The following is a 20537-nucleotide window of genomic DNA, read 5'->3' on the forward strand; positions in this document are numbered from 1 at the left end:
TTATGGAATTTGTTTAATTAATTGATTGGTTAGACTAAAAGGCTCTGTATTGTATTGGTGTAAACAGGCATCAATAACCAGGTAGCCTTTACGGTCTGATTTAGATGGTACGATTACGTAAATATGGCAAAGGGCTTTATCAGGGCGGTTACTTACCAGTTTGATAGCACAAGGAATGCCCATATTTTTAAGGATGGAAACGACAAACTTGCTAAAGCAATCGCAGTCTATACCCTCTTTTCTTTTGTCCCAGCTCGAAGCCGGAGAGTTCAATATTTCATCACGCAAAGCCAATGGCTTCATGTGGTCATCATAATTGTATTGTATATGGTCATGTAAGAACCTATACACATTGTAAACGCTTTGTTCAACTGTTGGAGCTTTCCAGCGTTCGGCAATTTTTTTTGTTTGATATAATTCGCCTGGTACCTGTGAAACTATTATATCAGCTGTTTTGGTTGGCTCTGTACCTATTGCTACCATTTGACTGGTACCTGATGGCTTTGGGAAATACTGGTCAAACTCTTTACCGTCTTTAATTTGGCGGTGGTGTGCAGAAAGGCTGTCAATACCTAAATCGCCAACCTTGCCCAAAATTGTCTGAAGCAACGCCTTTAATGGCGCAAACATGCTTTTTGCATTAATCAGGAACTCTTGTTGAGGTATTTCAATCCCGGCAGCTTCAAAACGTACTATAGCTTTTAAATTGCTATCAAGCGCACCGGTAAATAATTGGTAAACGGTATAGGCGGTTAAGTAACTTGCTGTTAACGGTACACTGTTTATATTGGTTATTGTGTTTTTTAAGATGGTTACACTGGTAACCGGCTTAACCATGTAAAACATATCATTCCAAACCGGACTTGTAACCGAAGCTGAATTGTATTGCAGTGTTACATAAATATTGCCAATTCTTATATCAAAGGTGCTTTGATTTATAATTTGAACAGGAAAGTTTACATTGATACCATTTTGTAAATTGAAGTCATTGGGAATACCTGGAACGACTTTGAATTTACCTAGTAAATTTTGTGCTTTGGAGGCTGTGGAAGCTAAAAGAAAGGCAGCTGTGGCAATGCCTCCTATAATTAAATAATTTCTTCCTGAATTTTGGCTCATTTGCTAAACTTTTAAACTGTAACCGCTGTGGTTACTTTCGTTTAGCAAAGTTTAATCAAGTGATAGATGGTTGGTACTGGTACCGATTAGAATGATATCAAATGATATAATTTGATATATAATGATATCATTTGATAAGGCTAATTTTTAGCATTTAGGGCAGAAATTGCATCATTTATACTTATACCGGTAGCTTTACAATAGGCCGATAATGATAAATATTGCCCTTTTTCTATCTTAAGTTGGGTTTTTAACCGGCTTAATTCACGTTGTGAGGCAGGGTAACTTTTGCCTGTTATTTTAGCTATATCCTTTATGTAAACAACTGCTTTGGTACTCATTTTTTTGCAAGTTTTGTTGTATAATCGTTCAATATAACCACCTGGTTATTTTCAATTTTTAAGTGAATCCAAAATTTAATCATAGTAAGCTCTTCACCGACATTACTGCAAAACATAGTAAGTCCGACAGTTTCCAATAAAATATAATCATCTAAAATATTTTTAAAATTAAAACGGACTTTATAATAACCGGCTTCATGAAACAATACACTAACATTGGTTAAAATATCTTGCCCGGTTATTGGATTAAAATCATACTGGTTAAATTGAATAGCGTGTATTTGAGCCGTTTTTTCGTTAAGCCAATCTGTTAATATTTGAGGGTATTCAATAACTGTTTTCATATAGAATTAGCTTTTAAAATAGGCCACTAATAAAGCAATGCAAGCTATTGCTATGCCTAGCAATAATTGATTTATAAAGTATGGCCTTTTGCGTTTTAGCATGGTGTTATTTTGTGTAACCGGTTAATTCTTTAATATCGTTTGCTGTCATGGCTAACTTAGCTGCTTGCTTACCTTTACATTCAGGGTCAGACTTTAAAGCCTCCATTGTTTGATAGAAATCAATCAATATTTTTTCTATTCCGTAATTTTTTTCAGGTTCTTGCATGGTGTAAATTTAGTTGTTGATTATTATAATTTTATCCGATTTTATTAACACCGGTTACTATAGCGGTTATTTATTCTTAGTAACCGGTGGTAAGAAAAACTTCCTAAATTTTACCATCGCTCTTTTATCAATAGTAAATGTAGTTTGACCCATTGGTATAACTCTAACAAACTCCGGAGCATAGAACCTAGTATAGCCCGTTGTTGTTTTTGTAATTTTATCCTTCATTGAGTAAACAGCTTCCGTGAATATTTCAGAATCGGTGCTACCATAAAGCAGATAGACATTTGCATCATCTATTTTATGAGGTAATTCAAAGGCAAACATTTTTTCTTTTTTTTCAAATTGACATTCTATAGAACCAACATATTTTACAGGATATAAAAATTGGTCAGTTCTAATTGTACCATTCTCTTTTCCGTTACCAATTTGATTTACAAACTCACCAACTTTTAACCCAAAAAAATCATCATTTCCAAAAAGTAAATTTTTTCCGGATAAACCAAGATGCTTATCAACTATTATAATTCTTTCTTTCATATATTTTTGTTAGTATCTAAATGGTGTCCAGTGATGGCAATTGAGGCTTTTAATTATTTTGAATGGTACTTTTAAATTGCCTTGTTTTTTTCTATGTTCTTTTATCCAGTAATAAATAAAAGCTGAAAGTGAAACAAAGCCATCATTAATACAAAACTCCGTAATTTTTTCGGGTGTGAGTTTTTTACCATCAACACATATTTTTATGGCGTTTCCTGTATCATGAAACACACATATTTTTATCCATACTTTTTGCGTTCCATCTAGTTTTTTTTTGTTGGTAATAAGCTTACAATCGGGTGTTTTCAATCCTCTATACATATGTAACCTTTCACCATCCTTAGGCTTACGCTTGTGCTTGCGTAAGGTGTGTATTTTGGTTCCCCTTAGTATTGGGTTTTCAAATTGTTTGTTAAATCCTAGTAGCATAGTTTATTCATTAATTTCTATTTTATTATTTACTGGTTACCATAACCGGTTACGTTTTTGTTTTTTTTTGTTAATTTCTAAAAGGTCACCAACTGCCTTTTCTGTTGTGGGTTCAAGCATTACTTTTAAATCATTTCTTATATAAAAAATTGTGTATAGCTCCACAGGAGTTAGCTTGAAATTAAAACCGTTATAACATGGCCTTGCGCTTAACATTACCGCTCTATTGTGCAAATTGAAAACCACAGCTTGCAAAGCTTTATCCTGGTTGGTTGGTTCTTCAAAATTTATTTCTTCAAAAAAGGTATTGAAAGCACTTTGTAGAATTAACAAATCTGATAGAGAAAGCCTTTTTTTTGTTGGTTTCTTATGGTGCTTTTTCATATTTTTGATTTTATATTAATCATGGCAACCGCCACTTTCACAACTTTTTAAACCTTGATTTATCATTTCAGGAATCCAATATTTAGAATTGGCAATGATTTCAGCGTAAGTAATACGACTATCCAACCAAGTACCTTTACCTAATGTTTCCTTTAAAGAAAACCAGTTCATCTTTGCAGGAGCAACTTGGCTCATAATGCTTAGCGTTTCGGGCTTCTTATGAAAACAGCCAATACAATTACTAATTGGTGGAAAATATATTTGATGGCTATTTTGGTTAAATAAATTAGGTGTTAAATATCCATTGTTAGCCCAATAGTCTTTGACTATTTTTTCTGTAATTCCATTTTTTACTAATGGAAATTGACAAAATCTCCAATTAAAATCACTATGTTTTTGTTGTCTTTTACCTTGTAAACTGCATGAAGTTGCTATTTTAAAATTACTTGGGTCTGAATTATTAAAAAAGCGTTCCATTCTATCAAACTCATCAAATCTAAAACCTATACGCATATTTACTTTTTCGCCTACGTTGTTAAACCACCACTTAAATATTGGAACTAACTTCATTTCATCAGTGCAATACCTCCTTGCCCAACTTGGCAAGCGATTAGGAGTGCCGCCATGAGTATTACTACTGGTTAGTATATTATCAAAGCTCTTACCTCTTACCCAAATTATTTCACGGCCTAAGAGTTGCTCCAAATCCATCATTGCTAAAAGTGTTTCGTCTAATTCGGCAGTGGCTATAAAATCGCCATATTCGGGTATATACTTAGCAAGCTTTTTGTTTGCATAATCTATTAGAGCCTTGTCCGTTGGCGCACATGTTTTATCGTCAATACATACTACACTAAATACTTCGTAGTCGGCTGGATAATGAACTGCTATGTAAGCGCTAGTTTTTCCACCACTTATACTGTTTACTGTTTTCACTTTGCTCATAGCTTACTTTAAAAGTTGTTTAAAATTGAATCAATAACCATATTTCGCCTAAGCTCCGGCATGTCTTTTAATTGGGCAATGGTGCGGTCAATTAATTTTTTGTTGTTCCATCGCTCCCGGTAATCAGCACCATAAAATTTATAATCGTGCAGCTTGGTAGGTACTGGATAATTTATGTACATCATACATTCTTTTCTGCCAGCTCTTGTTTGGTCGTTAAATGGATGCTTAGTAAAACCGTTGTTTAAAAGTATGTTATCGTACAGCTCACATTCATAGTGAGTAATCATGGTGTAAACCGGTAACTTTCTAACTTTATTAAGTAGCCTTTCGTGTTGCTCCAAAGTTTTAAATTCGTGCGGGTATAGGTCAATAGTGCTTTGCCTGGTTTCTTCTAAATAGGGAGGGTCTAAAAACAAAAATGTTTTACCAAATTCAACCGGGTTTATCCAATGTAAATTTTCAAGAAAGTTGCCATTAACCAGGTGCATTTTTGTTTCTTGTTTATTCCACTTATCAATAACGGTTTTATCCATATCTATACCAACCATTCGTTTAGCCGGTTTGATGTGTTTAGATAAAGCGCAATGCCCTAAAAAACCGCTTACAATAGTTTCAACCGGTGGTACATGGTTTATAAGAAATTGAAATACACCGGAGGCAAAAATGCCTCCGGTGTAAGTATCATTGATACTTGGCTCTTTGGCTTGTTTTGGTATCTCCTTTTTGGGCGTTGTTGCAGTGGGTTGTTTCATTGCATTGATACGCTCTATTTGTGCATCAATTTTACTTTCATTTTTAACCGGCTGCGCTATACCTGGCAGCATGTCCATTTTAGGCGTTGTTACCGGAGTCTTTACAATTTTGGTTTGTGGTATGTTATCAGCCAATATTTCATTTAAGATTCTTAATACATCACCTGGCTTTAATTCAAAATCTCCTTTATTGGGTGTATTTTTTTTACTTGCCCAAGAGCTAACGTTAGTGAAATATTTCACTTTTAACCCTTTTAACTCAACAAATCCATTTCTTACAGATGAACCGCCACCATCTCCAAAATCAATTACTTCTTTTAGTTCAGCAATTGTTTTGAAGCCATTAGTGACAAAGTTATTAAGTTCATATCGGCTCCCTCTAACTAAACTAAAAACCAATTCATGCTCAATTGAACCAATATATTTATGTGTTAAAACAATTGGCTTTTTATAGCCTTGTAGCATATCTACATAACTAATTGTATTTGCATAATAAAATTCACTTTGGCAGCAGTATATTTTTAATTCATTGGGGCTTTTAAAAACAAAATATGCAGTATCATAACTTCCATTTCCTGTGAATTTTTCACCACATCCATCACAGCAAAATGGCATTTTGTTAACGGGGAAATTTGTAAAACAATGAAAAGGATAAAACAAATGGTGTTCAGTATTAGTAAATAATTCTTTATGGTCAACCCATTCTTCAGCTGTAGCCTTGTTAACTATGTTTATTTTTTCAGCGAATGAAACTGGTAAAGCTTGTTCATTTTCAATAACCGGTTCAACCTTGGTCAGCACTTCCATTTTTGGCGTTGCTGAAGCCTGATATGTAAATGTGCTGTGTTTGGTTTTATCTAAATAAAACTGTTCGTTGCCAACACCAATAGGCATTTCAGAATAGGTATGCTTACCATCTGCATTTGATAACTCTTGCTTATACCTGTAGAATTTATCAGCGCAGTTGGTGCCTACAAAAACTAAATAGTCGGCATCAAAAAAACCATTATAGTTATTGTTTTTAGGCAATAACTTTTTGTTGCACACACAACATACTATCTGACCAACCAACGATTCATTTGGCGTTGCTTCAGTTTCGTGAGCTTGTAAAATATCTTTTTGGGTTTCTTCTTCAATGCTGTTTGGTAGCAAATACCCTGCTAACATTAAACCTTTTTCAAACTGCTGTAAATTTTCTTCCACATCTGCCAACGGTTCAACTGGCGTTGCTTCAGCTACTAAGCTAAAAGTGGTTATATAAATAGTATTGCCATCACTATCATATTTATAAAATTCTACTCCGCTAGAAGTTCTACTAAAAAAATAAATTTTATTAACCTCCTTGTAACCGGGTATTTTCTTTTTATCAATAAAGCTTTGCAGTTTGGCTTGAAAATCATCTAGGTTATCAAGATGTAAAAGCGTTTCAGCTTTTAACATTATATTTTTTATTAAGGCGGTTTTAGGAGTTGTTATTTTGCTGTATTCAATTTTTGGCGTTGCTGGATCACTTTCGGTATCATTTTGCACGCTTTTACCCTTTTTTTGTACGTTTCCGTTAACTTCCGGTACACCTTTAGCGTTTATTAGCTTAAAATTTGTAGGGTCAATTGTTTTAGCTCCTTTATTTATTTTAGATATAATAAGCCACGCGTTAAATGGCGGTACAATTTTTTCGTTGAACAGATTGGCAAAAACAGATTTATTCTTTTTTTCATAATGTGCTTTATAACAATATTCATTAGCACTTTTGTAGTGTACAAATACACGTACATCATTATCAAAAAAGCCGTTTAATAAATTGCCGTTGGCTTCTAATTTGGCTTGTTCGCCACACTCGTTACACCAAATTCCAAAATCGGTATTAACTGCTTTATTTGTGTTCTTTGTCATGGCTAGTAATCGTTTAAAAAATCGTTAATGGTTGTTGATGGGTTTATGTAACCGGTTATTTCTAAATTGGGTATTACCGGTTTAAATGTTGCGTTACGGTCAATTAAATCGTAATGCTTAAGTACAGTTACACAATGCTCCAGTATCACTTCTTTAACCGTTGCGTTAAATTCAAGGTTATTGGTTGGAAGTATGGAACTAAGTAATAAAAAACAGTCAGTAGGATTGAAAGTATATTGGCACGTATAAAACTTCTGTTTAAGTTTGTTTTCAGCATTGTTATACATCATATCCAAACTGAAATATTTTAAGTACGCTTCGCTTATTAGGCTTAAATATTTGGTGTTTTGGTACGCTTCAATACTGTATAGTTTACGGTAGTATTCTTTGGCTTCAAACAAAATATTTTTGTAAGCTTCTAGCTGCTTTTTTTCAATGGTTAACAGCCGACAATTTTTTACAGGGTGGTTATTCATGGTAGTAGTGGTTAAAGGATTTGTCTACTGAAATGATTTGGCTTTTCTTTTATTGCTTTGAAATCAATTAATGGGTAGTTATTGTGTATAGATAAAATGGCCTTTTTATAGCGGTTATAGTTTGTTTCAGAAACTACCTTATAACCCTCAATTGAAGTGTTTTTTGTCCTTTCTTTAATAAACTCTTTTTCTGATTTAGCATGGTGACCGAAACATGTATCAGTAAATTTTTCCCACTCAAAATCGCAACTATGGCTTTTGGTAGTGTCTTTATGGGCAAATAATTTAATGCGCTCGATAAGCATTAATTCATCTTGTTTATCACCTTTATAATTAGTGTAATTGGGGTTTATTGTCCAAGCTTCAATTTCAGTTTCGTTGAAGATTCGCTTTACTCCGGTTTGGTTTTTAGCAATAAATATTATTCTCATAATCGTAGTTAGTTAAATGATTTTTCGAACTGTTTATCTTGTTGCATTCCAAAGCGTTCAACGGCTCCAGTTTGTTCGTATGCAAAACCTTTTTTTATGGTTTGGTTTACTTCGTTGGCGGTTGGGAACTCGTCAAACTCTTTAAACTTTGCGCTCCAATGTTTAGGGCGTGAAATGAAAGCAACTGATACTTTAAACTGCTTTAAATCTTCTGTTGCATCAATAATAATTCTGATGGGAATTTTGTAAAATGATGGTTGGTTCATGGTTTTGGTTTTATTTGTTAATGGTTAATTTTTTGTGTGAGCTGATAACTGCTTTATTGGTGGTGTGGGGTGTTTGGTCTAAATCCAACATTTATATTGTTGACAGCCTTAAACAATACGTTGTTATAGTCTTTATGTATGGTAGTTTCAATGCCATTGAACACTAATACTTTTGTTACCTGGCCGTAAACGGTATTGTCGTACACCTCCATTTTTAAAGTAGTGGCTACATTCTCATTAAACTTGGTTACAATGGCAGCTAGAACGGTTGGCGGTTTCTTACCAGCACGCAGCAATGTTTCAAATAGCTGCATACCTTTAAGCACATAAGTTGGTTTGCCATTGGTGCTGTTGAGCCACCATAATTTGATGCAATACCGGTCCATTTCTTTTTCTTCAGCATTCCTATTTACGTTTAGTATTAGCTCATAATCGTATGGCTTAGTAGCTGTAATGCTTGTAGGTGTTGGTTTCCGTGCTTTTCGTGCAGTCATTTCGGTCATGGATAGTTTTAGTTTTTTCGGTTTTTTAGTGGCTTATTTTCATGAATATTCATGAAGAATGTATGATTACAGGGATATAAGATTATATGAATATTTTTCATTAACTTGATATGCCAAATAGGTAATACACAATTTTTAAAATTAGGGGTTTAGCCCACGTGCGCCAAGGGTTTCAGCGCATCTGGTAAGTACCAAATTGGCTTGTTAATAACTTTATCATAACCGTTATAATAGTATTCAGAATTTGGTCTACATTTGCCATTAGAGGCAAATACTTGGTTCGAAATACTACACAATTCGGGCAATGAAATTTTGCGTTTTAAGTAGGCTATACGCTCGAAAGTTGCCCGGATATGTTTACCGTTCTTTCGTGTGTTAATCATTGCTTTAACGCTTCGGTATGGGCAGCTTTGCACACTGTGAAGCAACTTGTAATCAACCGCTGACAAATCAGCATTAATAAAACTATTCTTTTGCCACTCAAACAAAGCATCAACAGGATGTTGGCTTGGTTCAATTTTTGGCAAAAGCATCTTTACTAACTCCTTATTTTGGTTGATGGCTCTAATTGCTCCGGCACGTGTGAAGTGCTGCTGTTCCGTTTCTTCTGCAAGCTCTATGAGGTATTGGCAGGGTACAGGGGTTTTATTTTCAAATTCATAATTGACAAATTTTATTTCTTCTTTTTTAAGTGGTATATCCAATATTTTCATACATTCAACCCAGCTGCATAACTGAATTGATTTAGCTTTCCAGTCAACCTTAAGCAAGCCAAAACGCTCACATTTCCGTAATCTTTCCAATACTGATGAATAACTATTAAGGCCGGTTACAGCGTAAATTTGCTGCATTTGTTTTGGGTAATCGAATATTGTACCACTGGTTGTGATGGCCTTGCAAGCAAAGAAAAAACCAAAGGTGCGTGTAGCCTGGTTAGTAGCATAAGCTTTGCCGGTAGTAACATAATTACCACGTTTGCGAAGCTTAGAAACAAGCAAGCTGCTTGCACGTAAAGGAATTTTGATGTTTATTTTGGCCAGTAACTCCATTTATGCCGTTGCTTGTTTTGTAACCGGTGTAGCGTGAAGTATTATTTGGCTTTGTATTTCGGATTGCAGCTCGCACAATTGCTTTAATTGGGCTTCCATTGATTGTTTTACAACAGGGTCAAAATTTGTATTGTTTGCATTATCTGCAAGCCATTTAGATAAGCCTTGAATACCGGCTCCAAACTCTTTAACAAGTGTTATAACTTCTTTGTCAACCAACAACAAAAAAGTTGTTTTTTTACCAGCAGCTATAGCGTTTAACGTATCCATGTAATTTTGAATAAATGGAACTCCCTCTTTTTCTTTTTGCTCTGCCATACTAGGATTGCTTATAAATTATTTGATTAATTTTGTTAGGGTTTCTATTGACAATGGGCTTTTCATCATCAAACGAAACGTTGTAATTAATACCGTTACACTTAGGGCATACTTCTGAAAAACCAAACACGCTTTCAGCTGCTTCTAACTGTTTTGGCTCACCTACGTAGCCACATTCAAAACATTCTATACTCATACTATTTTTCGTTATAAGAGTTGGCTAGTTTGATGGCTACGCTATCGGTTAATTTGTTTATCTCTTGCCATGATGGATGAAACTTGCGTTTGCAGTCTGCAAAACCTTTTGCATGGCCTTTACCGTGTCCAAATAAGTAAGCTATTGGTATCAATGCTATAAGCAATGAAATAACCAGGTATAAAAAATTATCGCTCATGGCTTTTAGGAGTTATGTTTAATACTACTTTTAACGAATTACAATCTGTTGACAATTGGGCTATTTTACTTTCTTTAAAGTATTGATTGGCGTTGCTGAAATCTTGCTTTTCCAACAATTTTTGAAAGGTTCTTTCACAGGTAAAAAGTTTTTTATCCAATTCAGATAACATGGCTTGTAGCTTTTCTTCTGTGTAACCGGATTCTATTAACAATGCGTAACCAAACAGGTTATTGCATTCGTATTCAACAGCTGCAACGGGAATTTTCATTTCTTTACAGAAAGAAATTTTTTCATTGGCTAAAGCCCGAATATTTGCTACTGATAGCATGTTGTTTATTGTTGTGGTGGTGGTTTGGTTCATGGTATTTAGTTTTATGTACAAGCGGCTACACTTTTTGTAACCGCCTGTACAGGGTGGTTACATTAAGATATAGCCTCCGTTATCATCGGAAACGACTTTTACGTGTGGCACAAACACCATGTTGTCGGTGGTCTGCGAAAATGTTCCAAAAAGGTTTTTTATGTGTTGAGCGTCCTTATCCTGAATATCGAAAAAATGCAGGTATGATTCAACCTTGCTAGTATCAATTAGCGTTTTGGTAATTGTTGATTTTACAAGCGCACCGGAAGCGGTATTCATTGCACTAGTTACAGTTTCAAGTCCGTTTGCGTGGTCAATGGTGTGGCTTAAGGTTAAGAATAAATCAGGGGTGCCGGCCACAGTAATAATACCTTTAGGACGTTCTTTTGAAGCTTCGGTTTCGTTTTCCAATGTTGCTGCGGTTTCATCCTTTGCCGGTGTGTCCGTGTCATTTCCCACTGTTGCAGCTGTGGTTTCTGTTTTGTCTACTCCTGGTGTAGTGGTTGCCGGTGTCGGTGTTTCGCCTCCTGGCGTTGCTGAAGCTGTTGTTGTTTCATTTGCTCCAGTGTTTTCTTTGTTCTTTGTTGCTTTTGACATATTATTATTTTGATTAAGGGTGTCTTGGTATAGGTTTAAAGCTTCTAATTGTTGCTTTAAAGTATTTATAACCCCTTGTGCTTGTGCAGGGGTAATGCCAACGGGTGTAAATCCACTGCTGTTATCAGGTAGCACATGGATGTAGCCTTGAAGAATTTTATTAAATAAAACGGTACCTGGTTCCGTAACCGGCCTTTTTATTGAAAGTGCTTTTGTGTTTTTTACTCCATCAAGAGGGCGCCATTTGTTTAAGGTTTGGCAAATTGTTTTTGCTACTTGTGTGGCTTTTGTTTTTGAAAGGCTTTCAACTGGCCCGAATAATGTAGTTGATACTTCATAGTCAGGGGCGGTGCGGTTGAAAAAGTTGCGCTGGTAAACAACAACTGATTTTTCGTGTATATGATAGTAATACAGGTTTAATTTTGGCATGGTAAACGGGGTGGTTACACCAGCGAAATAATAAATTTAAAACAAAAGTGCCAAATAAAATACACTAAAATGCGTTTTATAAATATATAAAATTGATTTACAACGAATTAATTTAATACTATATATATCTAAAATACATTTTAATGCGTTTTTATTTGCTTTATTTGTTTTTAAAAAGCATTTTTGTTGCAAATAATCTATCAAAAACTATGGATGCGAAACAAAAACGTTTAAATCTGGTAATTTTGATGCTTAATTTAAGCAGGAATGAAATTGCCGAAAAAACTAACTACACAGCCAGTCAGATTTCACGAATTACAACAGGTCAGGAGCCAACAAATAAATTTATTAATGTGTTTTGTTTAGCATTTCCTAAAGCTAATAAAAAATACATCTTAGATAATGATGGAGAGCCTTTAATTGGTGTGGATTGTTCTGATATTGGCTTTAAAAGTATTGGCAAGGAAAAACAAGAAATTAGTTTTTTAAAGCAACAAATAGCCAAAATGGACACTCAAATAACATATTTACAAAATATGTTAGAAAAAGCTTTGAGCCTACAACCGGATTTAGCGGGAAAGCTTAATTACCCAATTGCAAAGTATGGTAAACAGGACAGTAATTACACACTGAACCTATTTACACAATTAGGGACTACACAAGGGGCTTTTAAAAATTAAAGCCTCAAGATACTGGAAAAATGGGCAAGGTTTGAATCCTTGCGAGACCACAACAGCTAAAAAAGATTAAAGCCTTGATTCGTCAAGGCTTTTTTTGTTTATAGCTACTCCATAATTACTTAACTCGTCCGGCCTAAATTTAATTTTTAACTTTATAATTTATCCTATTATTGTTTCATGAATAAACTTGTTCGGGGACTTAGTTTAACACAGGCTACTTCCCTTAATATGATTGATATGGTTGGTATTGGTCCTTTTGTAACCATTCCCTTTATCATTCAAATAATGGGCGGTCCGCAATGTATTTTAGCCTGGTTACTGGGTGCCTTATTATCGTTTATGGATGCTTTTGTTTGGGCCGAATTAGGTGCCAAATGGCCACAAGCCGGTGGTTCGTATGTATTCTTACAAAAATTATATGGCAAAAAATATGGTCGTTTGCTTTCCTTTTTATTTGTATGGCAAACCAGTATTCAAGCCCCATTGGTAGTTGCTTCAGGCGCTATTGGTTTTGCTCAGTATTTATCGTTTCTATTGCCTTTAAGTGATGTAGCTCAAAAAATGGTTTCGGGCTCATTGGTATTGTTATTGGTTTGGTTGCTATACCGCAATATTCAAAGTATAGGCAAGTTATCGGTTATTATGTGGGCAGTAGTTGGCTCAACTATTCTTTGGCTTATATTTTCTGCATTTACTCATTTTGATGCCAATCTGGCTTTTACTTTTCCTGCAGATGCTTTTGATTTAAAACCCATGTTTTTTGTAGCTTTAGGACAGGCCTCTGTTAAAAGTATTTACTCTTACCTCGGTTATTATAATGTTTGCCATTTAGGTGCTGAAATTATTCAACCACAGAAAAATATTCCTAAAAGCATTTTTATTTCTATTACAGGAATAGCTATTTTATACATCAGTATGCAAATTGGTATTTTAGGTGTTATTCCATGGCAGGAAGCACAAAACTCTACTTTTATTGTCAGCACCTTTTTTGAAAAGCTTTATGGACACTTAGCGGCACAAATAGCTACTAGTTTAATTTTATTTATAGCCGTGTCTTCCCTATTTGCCGTAATGCTCGGTTATTCGCGCGTACCTTATGCAGCCGCTAAAGATGGAAACTTTTTTAAAGTATTTGCCAAGCTCCATCCTACCAAACATTTTCCTCATATTTCGTTATTGGTATTAGGTGGATTGGCTTTTTGCTTTAGTTTATTGTTTAAATTAAAAGATGTGATAACGGCAATTATTATCATGCGCATACTCATTCAGTTTATAAGCCAATCAGCCGGGTTAATTGCTTTACATTACAGAAGTAAAAAATTGCGCTTACCTTATAAAATGCCTTTTTTCCCTATTCCTGCCATAGCCGGTATTGCTGTTTGGCTGTTTGTTTTTTTAAGCAGCGATAGTGTTTATATTATAGGTGCATTGGGTATTATTGTTTCTGGTTGTTTGTTATACTATGTAAAGGAATACTTTGGCAATAAAGAAATTTCTTTAAAACAATTTAACGAGAGCTCAATTTAAGTTACGTGTATTTTAGTTGTGGTATTTAAATACCTATTTTTCATCTTTCTTTTTCCTTAGATGAAAAAGAAACAAAAAATCAAGGCAAAAAAATGCTTCTCCGCGCAGGGCATGATGCGCGGCCCGCTTTTTTGCCGGGCTTACGCACACCTGCTATTTGGATTACATAGTAATTTGTATGCTTCAATGACTCTTAAGCCTGCACAGTCTCGAGTTACTTATTAATATTTTACCACTTTGGTCTGGTAGTTTCCGTGTTTTATAAAATAGATATCTGTTTTTAAATCTGCCAGATTGATAGTGATATTTTTGTCGCTACCTATAACATTTCTTGTCATTACCAACTGGCCTATATGGTTAAATATTTGAATGGGTTCGGTTGATTCTGTAGCGGATAAATCAAGTGTAATTTCATCGGTAAATGGATTGGGATAAACTGACATACTTGATGTGGTAATATCAGCAATTGACGTGTTGTTGGCACACATCACTTCATTCAATTTATTCCATATCATGGTGTCTATTTGAATAGGTACATCATTTTCATTGTTATTGCCATCTTCACCCATACGTATTACCACTAAGTTTTTGGAAGGCACTACGTATATTTTTTGATCGTTTTTACCCAAAGCGGCAATCATATCCGAAGGTGCGGTAGGTATTATACCGCCTGCAAAAACAAAACTGGTTCCGGGTAACATAAAACTTTGCTTGCCATTGAGCCACCACAAATACCCGTACGATTGATTCAGGTTTTGCGAAGTATTGGTCATGCTGGTAAAGTAGCTCCTGTCTTTTAACAAGGTATCGGTTCCCCATATACCTTTGTTTAAAATTAACAAGCCAAAGCGGGCCATATTCCTGGGTTTTGATACAAATGTTTCGTTTACCCATAAGCCATACATACCTGTTCTGGCACTTACGTTTTGATTGGTAAATTGCTGAAAAGTAATGCCACTTGCATTGGCTACTACTGTTTGTAATAGTTTATACGGTGCGTTGTGATAATACCATCTTGTTCCTGCATCGGATTTATAATTTAAACAAGAGGGTGTGGTACAATCTAAATCGGGCACTTTTTCATCCAGGCCGGTTGTCATGGTTAGCTGGTGCTTAATTTTAATCAATCCTTCCTTTTCAGGAGGACATGAAGTAAAACCCTGTCCTAAATATTTTGAGCTGGAATCTTCAATACTTAACAATCCTTTTTCCTGTGCTTGACCTACCATAAAACCCACCAGCGATTTACCAGCCGAAGCCCAATACCACGATGAATCAATGGTAAAAGTACCGAAGTATTTTTCCATGACTATTTTACCGTCTTTTAATACAATAAAGGCTTTTGTCTTTTTCTCTTCCAACATATTGTATAAATCTGGTATTTTATTGGTACACCAACCCAAGCTTTGCGGGCTTATAGTATCCCAAGTAGAAGCATTATTAATGGGCGGAAAGTACATTTGCGCTTTACCTACAAATGCTGAAAGTAAAAATAATAAGGATAGTATTTTTTTCATCATGCCTTTATGATTATACCAAAGGTAAATAGTTTAACCGCTTGTTTTATTTAAATTTTTCCTTCAAGCCATCAACCACTTTAGCCACTGCAGGGCATACAGTTGTATTTAAATGAGTAATTTTTAGCTTTTGCAACACATTGCGTTGCTGGGTATGTGGAAACTCCCTGCAGGCATTTGGCCTGTCACTATAAACACTGCAATATTTATCGCTGCCTAAAAATGGGCAGGGCATTTGTTTGAAAACATAATCCTTGTCTTCATCTATACGTAAATAATTTTCGGTAAAAACACTTGGTTTTAGTCGTAGGTTTTTAGCCAGCCTGTCTATGTCTTTATTTAAAAGTAAAGGGCCAGTAGTTGCACAACAATTGGCGCATTGCAAACAATCAATTGTTTCAAAAGCTTCATCGTGTAATTGGTTGGTGATTACATCTAAGTTTTTAGGTGCTTGTTTTTTTAACTTGTCTAAAAACTTTTTGTTCTCGGCCTTTTGCAGTTTTGCCTTCTCAATAATTTTTATGTATTCGGCAATCATGGCTTATATCAGGGTTGAATTTGAGCCAATACTACTTTATTCTTCCGCCTTCTGTCGGCATCAATAAACCAACCCCATTTACCAAAATAATAAAAAGCAGATTGTATATGGTAGCTTAATAATTTTGTGCTTTTATAAGAGCCTTTTTCGTAATTGTGAATAATGCTAATGCTGGGATAATAAATAGCTTGAAACTGACTGCTTATTCTGCGACTTAAATCGGTATCTTCTAAATACATAAAAAAATGCTCATCGAAAGCTCCTGTTTTTTGCAATGCTTCGTGGCTCATTAACATAAAACAACCTGACAGATTATTTAAAACCATGGGTTTGTTATAGTCTTTACTCTCCAATTCGTAACGGCCTAAACTTGCTTTAAAAAGAGGACTTAAAAATGCAGGCACAAATCGCCTGAACATTAAATCAAAAGGAGTTGGCAATAACTTACACAAGCGTTGTATTTCTCCATCTGGATACAATACTTTGGGCATTAACAATCCAACATTTTTGTTTGCATTTAAATAAGCCAACCCATCTTCAATACAGTTTTTATTAATGACTACATCGGGATTAACTACCAAATGATAGGGTGCTAAAAGCTTACCATAATTGATAGCCACATTATGTGCTTTTCCGTAACCTAAATTGGCATTGTTAAAAATATATTCTGCGTCATAACTTTCAAACAGTTCTTTTAACAGTGGCTCGGTAGAATTATCGCTGACAATTAATTTTATGGGTACTGTTATTTGCTTTATACTATTTAATAAAGGCAATAATACGGCAGGCTTACTGTTGTAAACCACCAGCGATATGCTTAATTGATATGGAAATGAATTACTCAACTGAAAGTTTATAGTTGGGCTAATAAATTATTGGAACCTACAGGGCGTTTAACGGTAAAACCTTCTCCATACGTAGTATTGATTAAGCGACCAAACTCACGGGCTCTGCCCTCTATATAATGCATAAAGTCGAGCGATGAAATAGGTGTTTGTGGCTCTTTGCTGTTGGGGTCGTAAAACTGACTGCTAAAAGCTTGTATCGCTGCTATCTTATCATCGTAATAGGGTGTTATGTCAACTATTATATCTGGCTTTGTTAACCTGTCTTGTATGTAATGGTATATTTGTTTTGGTCGCCAAGGTTTTTGAATGCTACCATTAACAGTTGTTTCTATTTTAACCAATCCGCTTAAAAAAGCCGCTTCATGTACCAGGTCGGCCGCTTTTCCATGGTCTATATGCCTGTCACTTTCTGCATTACACAAAATAATATCGGGCTGGTATTGGCGTATTTTCTCTATAATTAATAACAGCGATTCTTTATTTTTCTGGAAAAAGCCATCTGCTAACTTTAAATTTTCGCGTACGCTCACGCCTAGTATTTTGCTGGCGTTGGCTGCTTCTATTTTTCTTAATTCGGCTGAACCTCTTGTGCCTAGTTCGCCTTGCGTAATATCAATAATACCAACTGTATAGCCTTGTTTTATATGACTCAATACTGTTCCGCTACATGCCAATTCTACATCATCAGGATGTGCAGCAAAACAAAGTATATCTAGCTTTTCCATGGGGGCGAAAATACTCATATTTTTTAATTTGGGGATTCTAAAATGCGTAACTCAATATATTTAGGTTTAAAACGGACTGTTTAAAAGTCAATTGCCTATAAATAAAGCAATTTTGCATTTGTGTATTTCCTGTTAGTTTCTTGTATCGGGCACTTACTATTTTGCCTTTTTATTTTAAACTCAAAAAGCATGCTTACATCCTTAACTATACTTAACTCAAAAGTATATGGCAAAGCCGAAATCCGTTTTAACGACTGTGATAGTTTACAGTTGGTAGGACCTAATAATATTGGTAAATCAACTTTAATATATGCCCTTAATTTTTTGTTCATTATTGATGGCAATAAAATGACTTTTAGTGGAAACAGACGTGGTGATAAAGACACTATTCACCATTATTTTCCTAACCCCAACCAAAGTTATATTGTGTTTGAGGTTTTTAAAAAATCGTATTACTGTATTTTATTAAAACGCGATAGTGAAGGCAATTTGGAATACTACAAGTATGCCAGCAATTACATGGAGCAGCACTATGTAGATAAAGACAAACGCTTAATGAAGTTTGACGAAGTGCAAGCACAATTAGCCTCTGAAGGTATAGAGCTGGAAGCCTTTAAGGACAAACGTGAGGTGTTTAACTTTGTGTACCAGCGTGGCCGTAGAAACAACGGTGTAGTTTGGTTGGACGACAATGTAAAAAGTGATGGCTTAAGTAATAACTTTTCTAAAATATACCGATACTTAATCAACACTAAATTAATTACTAATAAAAATTTGAAAGAGGCTTTAATTATAGCTGATAACAGGGAAAATGAGGTTTTAAATTTTAGTCAGAAAAACAAAAAGGATATTCACGATTTACGTAAAATAAACAACGAAATCAGGAACCTGAGATCAGTTAAAAATGAGTTTGACGAGTTTAGGGAAGTGGTAAGTCAGTACAGTGCCAAGGCTAAAATTATAAGTCAATTGTACTCTGCCTTTACACAAAACTACGAACACACTTTGCCAAGCTTACAAGCTTTATTGGTGGAGAAAACACAAAACAGGGCCAAAATCCATACAGAAATAAACGAAGATTTAAATCCGAAGAAATCGGATTTGGATAGAAAAATTGGTGGTAAGGATGCGGAAATACAAAACGAAGCGCAAAAACTGAACGAAAAAGAAGTAGAGTTAAAAACCATTAACAGTTTTGAACCGGAGAAAATATTAAACGAAAGCTTACTCAATCTTGATAAAAAAAGAAAAGAATTGGAAAGCCGTTTAACCATGGTTGAAATTCAAAAACTAAGCTCTAAACAAATTGAATTCCGAGTAGCAGGTTTAGAAGACCAGGTAAGCCGTTACGAAAACCAGATAAAAAATTACAGCAATTTATTAATTAATAAAATAAGCGGTAATAAGGATAACAGAAAACTGTTGAATGCTTTGTTAAGCGAGCAGGTAAAAGCATTACCGGGCGAGCAGGTAAAAAAGGCTATTCATAAAATAAGTGATACTTTAAAAATATTTGATGGGGAAATAGATATTTCGAAAAACATTACGCAAAAGGACTTTGAAAGTGTTGAAGAAATAAAAGAAAAGTTAAGTGCTGTAAAAGCTGATTTAAAAAGCCAGCAACAATTACTGGAAACGGTTAAAGATTTAGAAAAATCGCAAACGGAACTACAACAAATATTAAGCGATATTGATAGCATTAAACAAAAGCTTCAAAAAATAAAAACCAAACCTGCTTTAACCAAAGCCATTGAAAAACTAAAGGCTGAAATAACGGAGTTAAATACACAAAAGGAAAAATTTGAAAGCGAGCAAAAAGCCATCAGCAAACAAATTGCCAAGCGTAGTAACGAGCTAAACGATATCAATGAAGATATTAAAAAACGGGAAGAGCGTATTGGACAAATTCAGGATTTTAAACGGGAACTGGAAACTTATGGGTTTGTAGCGGAGGAGCATGAAAGCAGCGAAGATTTAGACTTGTTGTACAATAAAATTAAACTGAACCAAGCAGACAGAAATACCTTAAAAATAAACAAGGATAATTTATTTGAAAAACTACGCGACAAGTTACAATCAACCTTTGCCGATGAGCAAGATTTTATACGCTATGTAGAAGAAGAAATTGCGTTGATTGATGACAAGGAACGTTCTATTTCGTCATTATTAGAAAGTATAAGCACGCAGTTTGCCAACCCTGCTTATACCCTATTGAAACGTTATGATGAATTTAAAGAATTTATAAACAATAAGTTTAACCACAAACTATCGCAAAGCCGTATTTCAGATATTGAAAGCTTAACCATAGAGTTGGTTGACAATAAAAAACTGGTAGAAGAGGTTAAAAAAATCAGCCAGATTCAACAGGTAAAAGGACAACTAATGTTTGAGTTTGACCACTCGGAAAACTTAAAAGTATTAGATGCTTACTTAGACTCAGGTAAAAAAATAGAGTTTGATGATTTGTTTGATATTACCTTACACTTAACACGTAAAGGAACGACCAAACCTGTTGATTTGAACGAGCAAATTGAAAGTGACGGAACGGATAAAATGATCCGTTTAATGATTGTAATGAACATCATTAATCGTTTAGCCATTGCCGATGATGAAAACCGTATTGTATTGTTTATTGATGAGGTAGCTACTATTGATAAACAAAACAGACCTGAGTTAGTACGTTTCTGTCGCGAGCATTATTTCATTCCAATATTTGCCGCGCCTGATGCCGTAGCCGGTTTTGGTAAATACTATTTCATTTACCCAAATGCAGGTAAAATTAATATCAACGAAAAAATTAATGCCATGTATGGCGAAAGCAATGCAGCTATGTAATGCCTATAAAGCATTACACAC

At 34.8% G+C, this 20537-nt stretch carries 26 protein-coding genes; 3 read left to right on the forward strand and 23 right to left on the reverse strand.

The annotated features are described in order from the left end of the window. The 19 genes from V4538_02405 to V4538_02495 all read right to left on the reverse strand — a co-directional run bounded on the left by V4538_02405 (window position 1) and on the right by V4538_02495 (window position 11846). Window positions 1–1119 carry a hypothetical protein gene (locus V4538_02405; GenBank protein MES2379863.1) on the reverse strand — a complete coding sequence of 373 codons (1119 nt, stop codon included), beginning with the start codon at window positions 1117–1119 and terminating at the stop codon, window positions 1–3. Between the two features lie 140 nt (window positions 1120–1259). Then, window positions 1260–1460, reverse strand: coding sequence for a hypothetical protein (locus V4538_02410; protein ID MES2379864.1), 201 nt, complete (start codon window positions 1458–1460; stop codon window positions 1260–1262). Continuing rightward, window positions 1457–1804, reverse strand: coding sequence for a hypothetical protein (locus V4538_02415; GenBank protein MES2379865.1), 348 nt, complete (start codon window positions 1802–1804; stop codon window positions 1457–1459). The genes V4538_02410 and V4538_02415 overlap by 4 nt, the downstream gene beginning before the upstream one ends. A gap of 106 nt (window positions 1805–1910) precedes the next feature. After that, window positions 1911–2072: a hypothetical protein gene (locus V4538_02420; GenBank protein MES2379866.1), complete on the reverse strand. Its 162-nt coding sequence runs from the start codon at window positions 2070–2072 to the stop codon at window positions 1911–1913. Window positions 2073–2138: 66 nt separating this feature from the next. Continuing rightward, window positions 2139–2612: a hypothetical protein gene (locus V4538_02425; GenBank protein MES2379867.1), complete on the reverse strand. Its 474-nt coding sequence runs from the start codon at window positions 2610–2612 to the stop codon at window positions 2139–2141. A gap of 9 nt (window positions 2613–2621) precedes the next feature. Continuing rightward, window positions 2622–3041: an ASCH domain-containing protein gene (locus V4538_02430; protein MES2379868.1), complete on the reverse strand. Its 420-nt coding sequence runs from the start codon at window positions 3039–3041 to the stop codon at window positions 2622–2624. A 36-nt stretch (window positions 3042–3077) separates the two neighbouring features. Then, the gene (locus V4538_02435; GenBank protein ID MES2379869.1) at window positions 3078–3425 is read right to left on the reverse strand and encodes a hypothetical protein; all 348 of its coding nucleotides are present in this window, start codon (window positions 3423–3425) and stop codon (window positions 3078–3080) included. Between the two features lie 15 nt (window positions 3426–3440). Next, entirely contained in the window at window positions 3441–4370 is a 930-nt protein-coding gene (locus tag V4538_02440; protein ID MES2379870.1) for a hypothetical protein, read from the reverse strand. Between the two features lie 8 nt (window positions 4371–4378). Continuing rightward, a complete protein-coding gene (locus tag V4538_02445; GenBank protein MES2379871.1) occupies window positions 4379–7018 on the reverse strand; it encodes a hypothetical protein in 2640 nt (879 codons plus the stop codon). A gap of 2 nt (window positions 7019–7020) precedes the next feature. Continuing rightward, window positions 7021–7494 carry a hypothetical protein gene (locus V4538_02450; GenBank protein MES2379872.1) on the reverse strand — a complete coding sequence of 158 codons (474 nt, stop codon included), beginning with the start codon at window positions 7492–7494 and terminating at the stop codon, window positions 7021–7023. Between the two features lie 11 nt (window positions 7495–7505). Continuing rightward, on the reverse strand, window positions 7506–7925 hold the full coding sequence (locus tag V4538_02455; protein ID MES2379873.1) for a hypothetical protein: 420 nt from the start codon (window positions 7923–7925) through the stop codon (window positions 7506–7508). Between the two features lie 8 nt (window positions 7926–7933). Then, on the reverse strand, window positions 7934–8191 hold the full coding sequence (locus V4538_02460; protein MES2379874.1) for a hypothetical protein: 258 nt from the start codon (window positions 8189–8191) through the stop codon (window positions 7934–7936). Window positions 8192–8244: 53 nt separating this feature from the next. Further along, entirely contained in the window at window positions 8245–8694 is a 450-nt protein-coding gene (locus tag V4538_02465; protein ID MES2379875.1) for a hypothetical protein, read from the reverse strand. Between the two features lie 149 nt (window positions 8695–8843). After that, window positions 8844–9743 (reverse strand): hypothetical protein, encoded by a 900-nt coding sequence (locus tag V4538_02470; GenBank protein ID MES2379876.1) that lies wholly within the window; start codon window positions 9741–9743, stop codon window positions 8844–8846. Continuing rightward, a complete protein-coding gene (locus tag V4538_02475; GenBank protein MES2379877.1) occupies window positions 9744–10061 on the reverse strand; it encodes a hypothetical protein in 318 nt (105 codons plus the stop codon). Between the two features lies 1 nt (window position 10062). Continuing rightward, window positions 10063–10257: a hypothetical protein gene (locus V4538_02480; GenBank protein MES2379878.1), complete on the reverse strand. Its 195-nt coding sequence runs from the start codon at window positions 10255–10257 to the stop codon at window positions 10063–10065. 1 nt (window position 10258) lies between these two features. Beyond that, window positions 10259–10456 (reverse strand): hypothetical protein, encoded by a 198-nt coding sequence (locus tag V4538_02485; protein ID MES2379879.1) that lies wholly within the window; start codon window positions 10454–10456, stop codon window positions 10259–10261. Next, a complete protein-coding gene (locus V4538_02490; protein ID MES2379880.1) occupies window positions 10446–10820 on the reverse strand; it encodes a hypothetical protein in 375 nt (124 codons plus the stop codon). Before V4538_02490 ends, V4538_02485 begins: the two co-directional genes overlap by 11 nt. Before the next feature lie 57 nt (window positions 10821–10877). After that, the gene (locus V4538_02495; protein ID MES2379881.1) at window positions 10878–11846 is read right to left on the reverse strand and encodes a hypothetical protein; all 969 of its coding nucleotides are present in this window, start codon (window positions 11844–11846) and stop codon (window positions 10878–10880) included. A 164-nt stretch (window positions 11847–12010) separates the two neighbouring features. Between V4538_02495 and V4538_02500 the strand changes: the two genes are divergently transcribed. Continuing rightward, window positions 12011–12526 (forward strand): hypothetical protein, encoded by a 516-nt coding sequence (locus V4538_02500; protein ID MES2379882.1) that lies wholly within the window; start codon window positions 12011–12013, stop codon window positions 12524–12526. A 177-nt stretch (window positions 12527–12703) separates the two neighbouring features. Further along, the gene (locus V4538_02505; protein ID MES2379883.1) at window positions 12704–14053 is read left to right on the forward strand and encodes an APC family permease; all 1350 of its coding nucleotides are present in this window, start codon (window positions 12704–12706) and stop codon (window positions 14051–14053) included. A 221-nt stretch (window positions 14054–14274) separates the two neighbouring features. Here the strand turns inward: V4538_02505 and V4538_02510 are convergent, their stop codons facing one another. The 4 genes from V4538_02510 to bshB1 are packed head-to-tail and all read right to left on the reverse strand — an operon-like array spanning window position 14275 to window position 17681. Then, window positions 14275–15573 carry a serine hydrolase gene (locus tag V4538_02510; GenBank protein MES2379884.1) on the reverse strand — a complete coding sequence of 433 codons (1299 nt, stop codon included), beginning with the start codon at window positions 15571–15573 and terminating at the stop codon, window positions 14275–14277. A gap of 43 nt (window positions 15574–15616) precedes the next feature. Next, window positions 15617–16108, reverse strand: coding sequence for a YkgJ family cysteine cluster protein (locus V4538_02515; GenBank protein ID MES2379885.1), 492 nt, complete (start codon window positions 16106–16108; stop codon window positions 15617–15619). A gap of 8 nt (window positions 16109–16116) precedes the next feature. Then, entirely contained in the window at window positions 16117–16953 is an 837-nt protein-coding gene (locus V4538_02520) for a glycosyltransferase family 2 protein (GenBank protein ID MES2379886.1), read from the reverse strand. An 8-nt stretch (window positions 16954–16961) separates the two neighbouring features. Beyond that, complete coding sequence (gene bshB1 / locus V4538_02525; protein MES2379887.1) at window positions 16962–17681, reverse strand: bacillithiol biosynthesis deacetylase BshB1; 720 nt, start codon at window positions 17679–17681, stop codon at window positions 16962–16964. Window positions 17682–17870: 189 nt separating this feature from the next. On the opposite strand from bshB1, the gene V4538_02530 reads away from it, so the two are divergent. Beyond that, window positions 17871–20516, forward strand: coding sequence for a hypothetical protein (locus tag V4538_02530; GenBank protein ID MES2379888.1), 2646 nt, complete (start codon window positions 17871–17873; stop codon window positions 20514–20516). Window positions 20517–20537: the final 21 nt, after the last annotated feature.

The organism is Bacteroidota bacterium, assembly GCA_040388375.1.
GTDB lineage: Bacteria > Bacteroidota > Bacteroidia > UKL13-3 > UKL13-3 > JAAFJM01.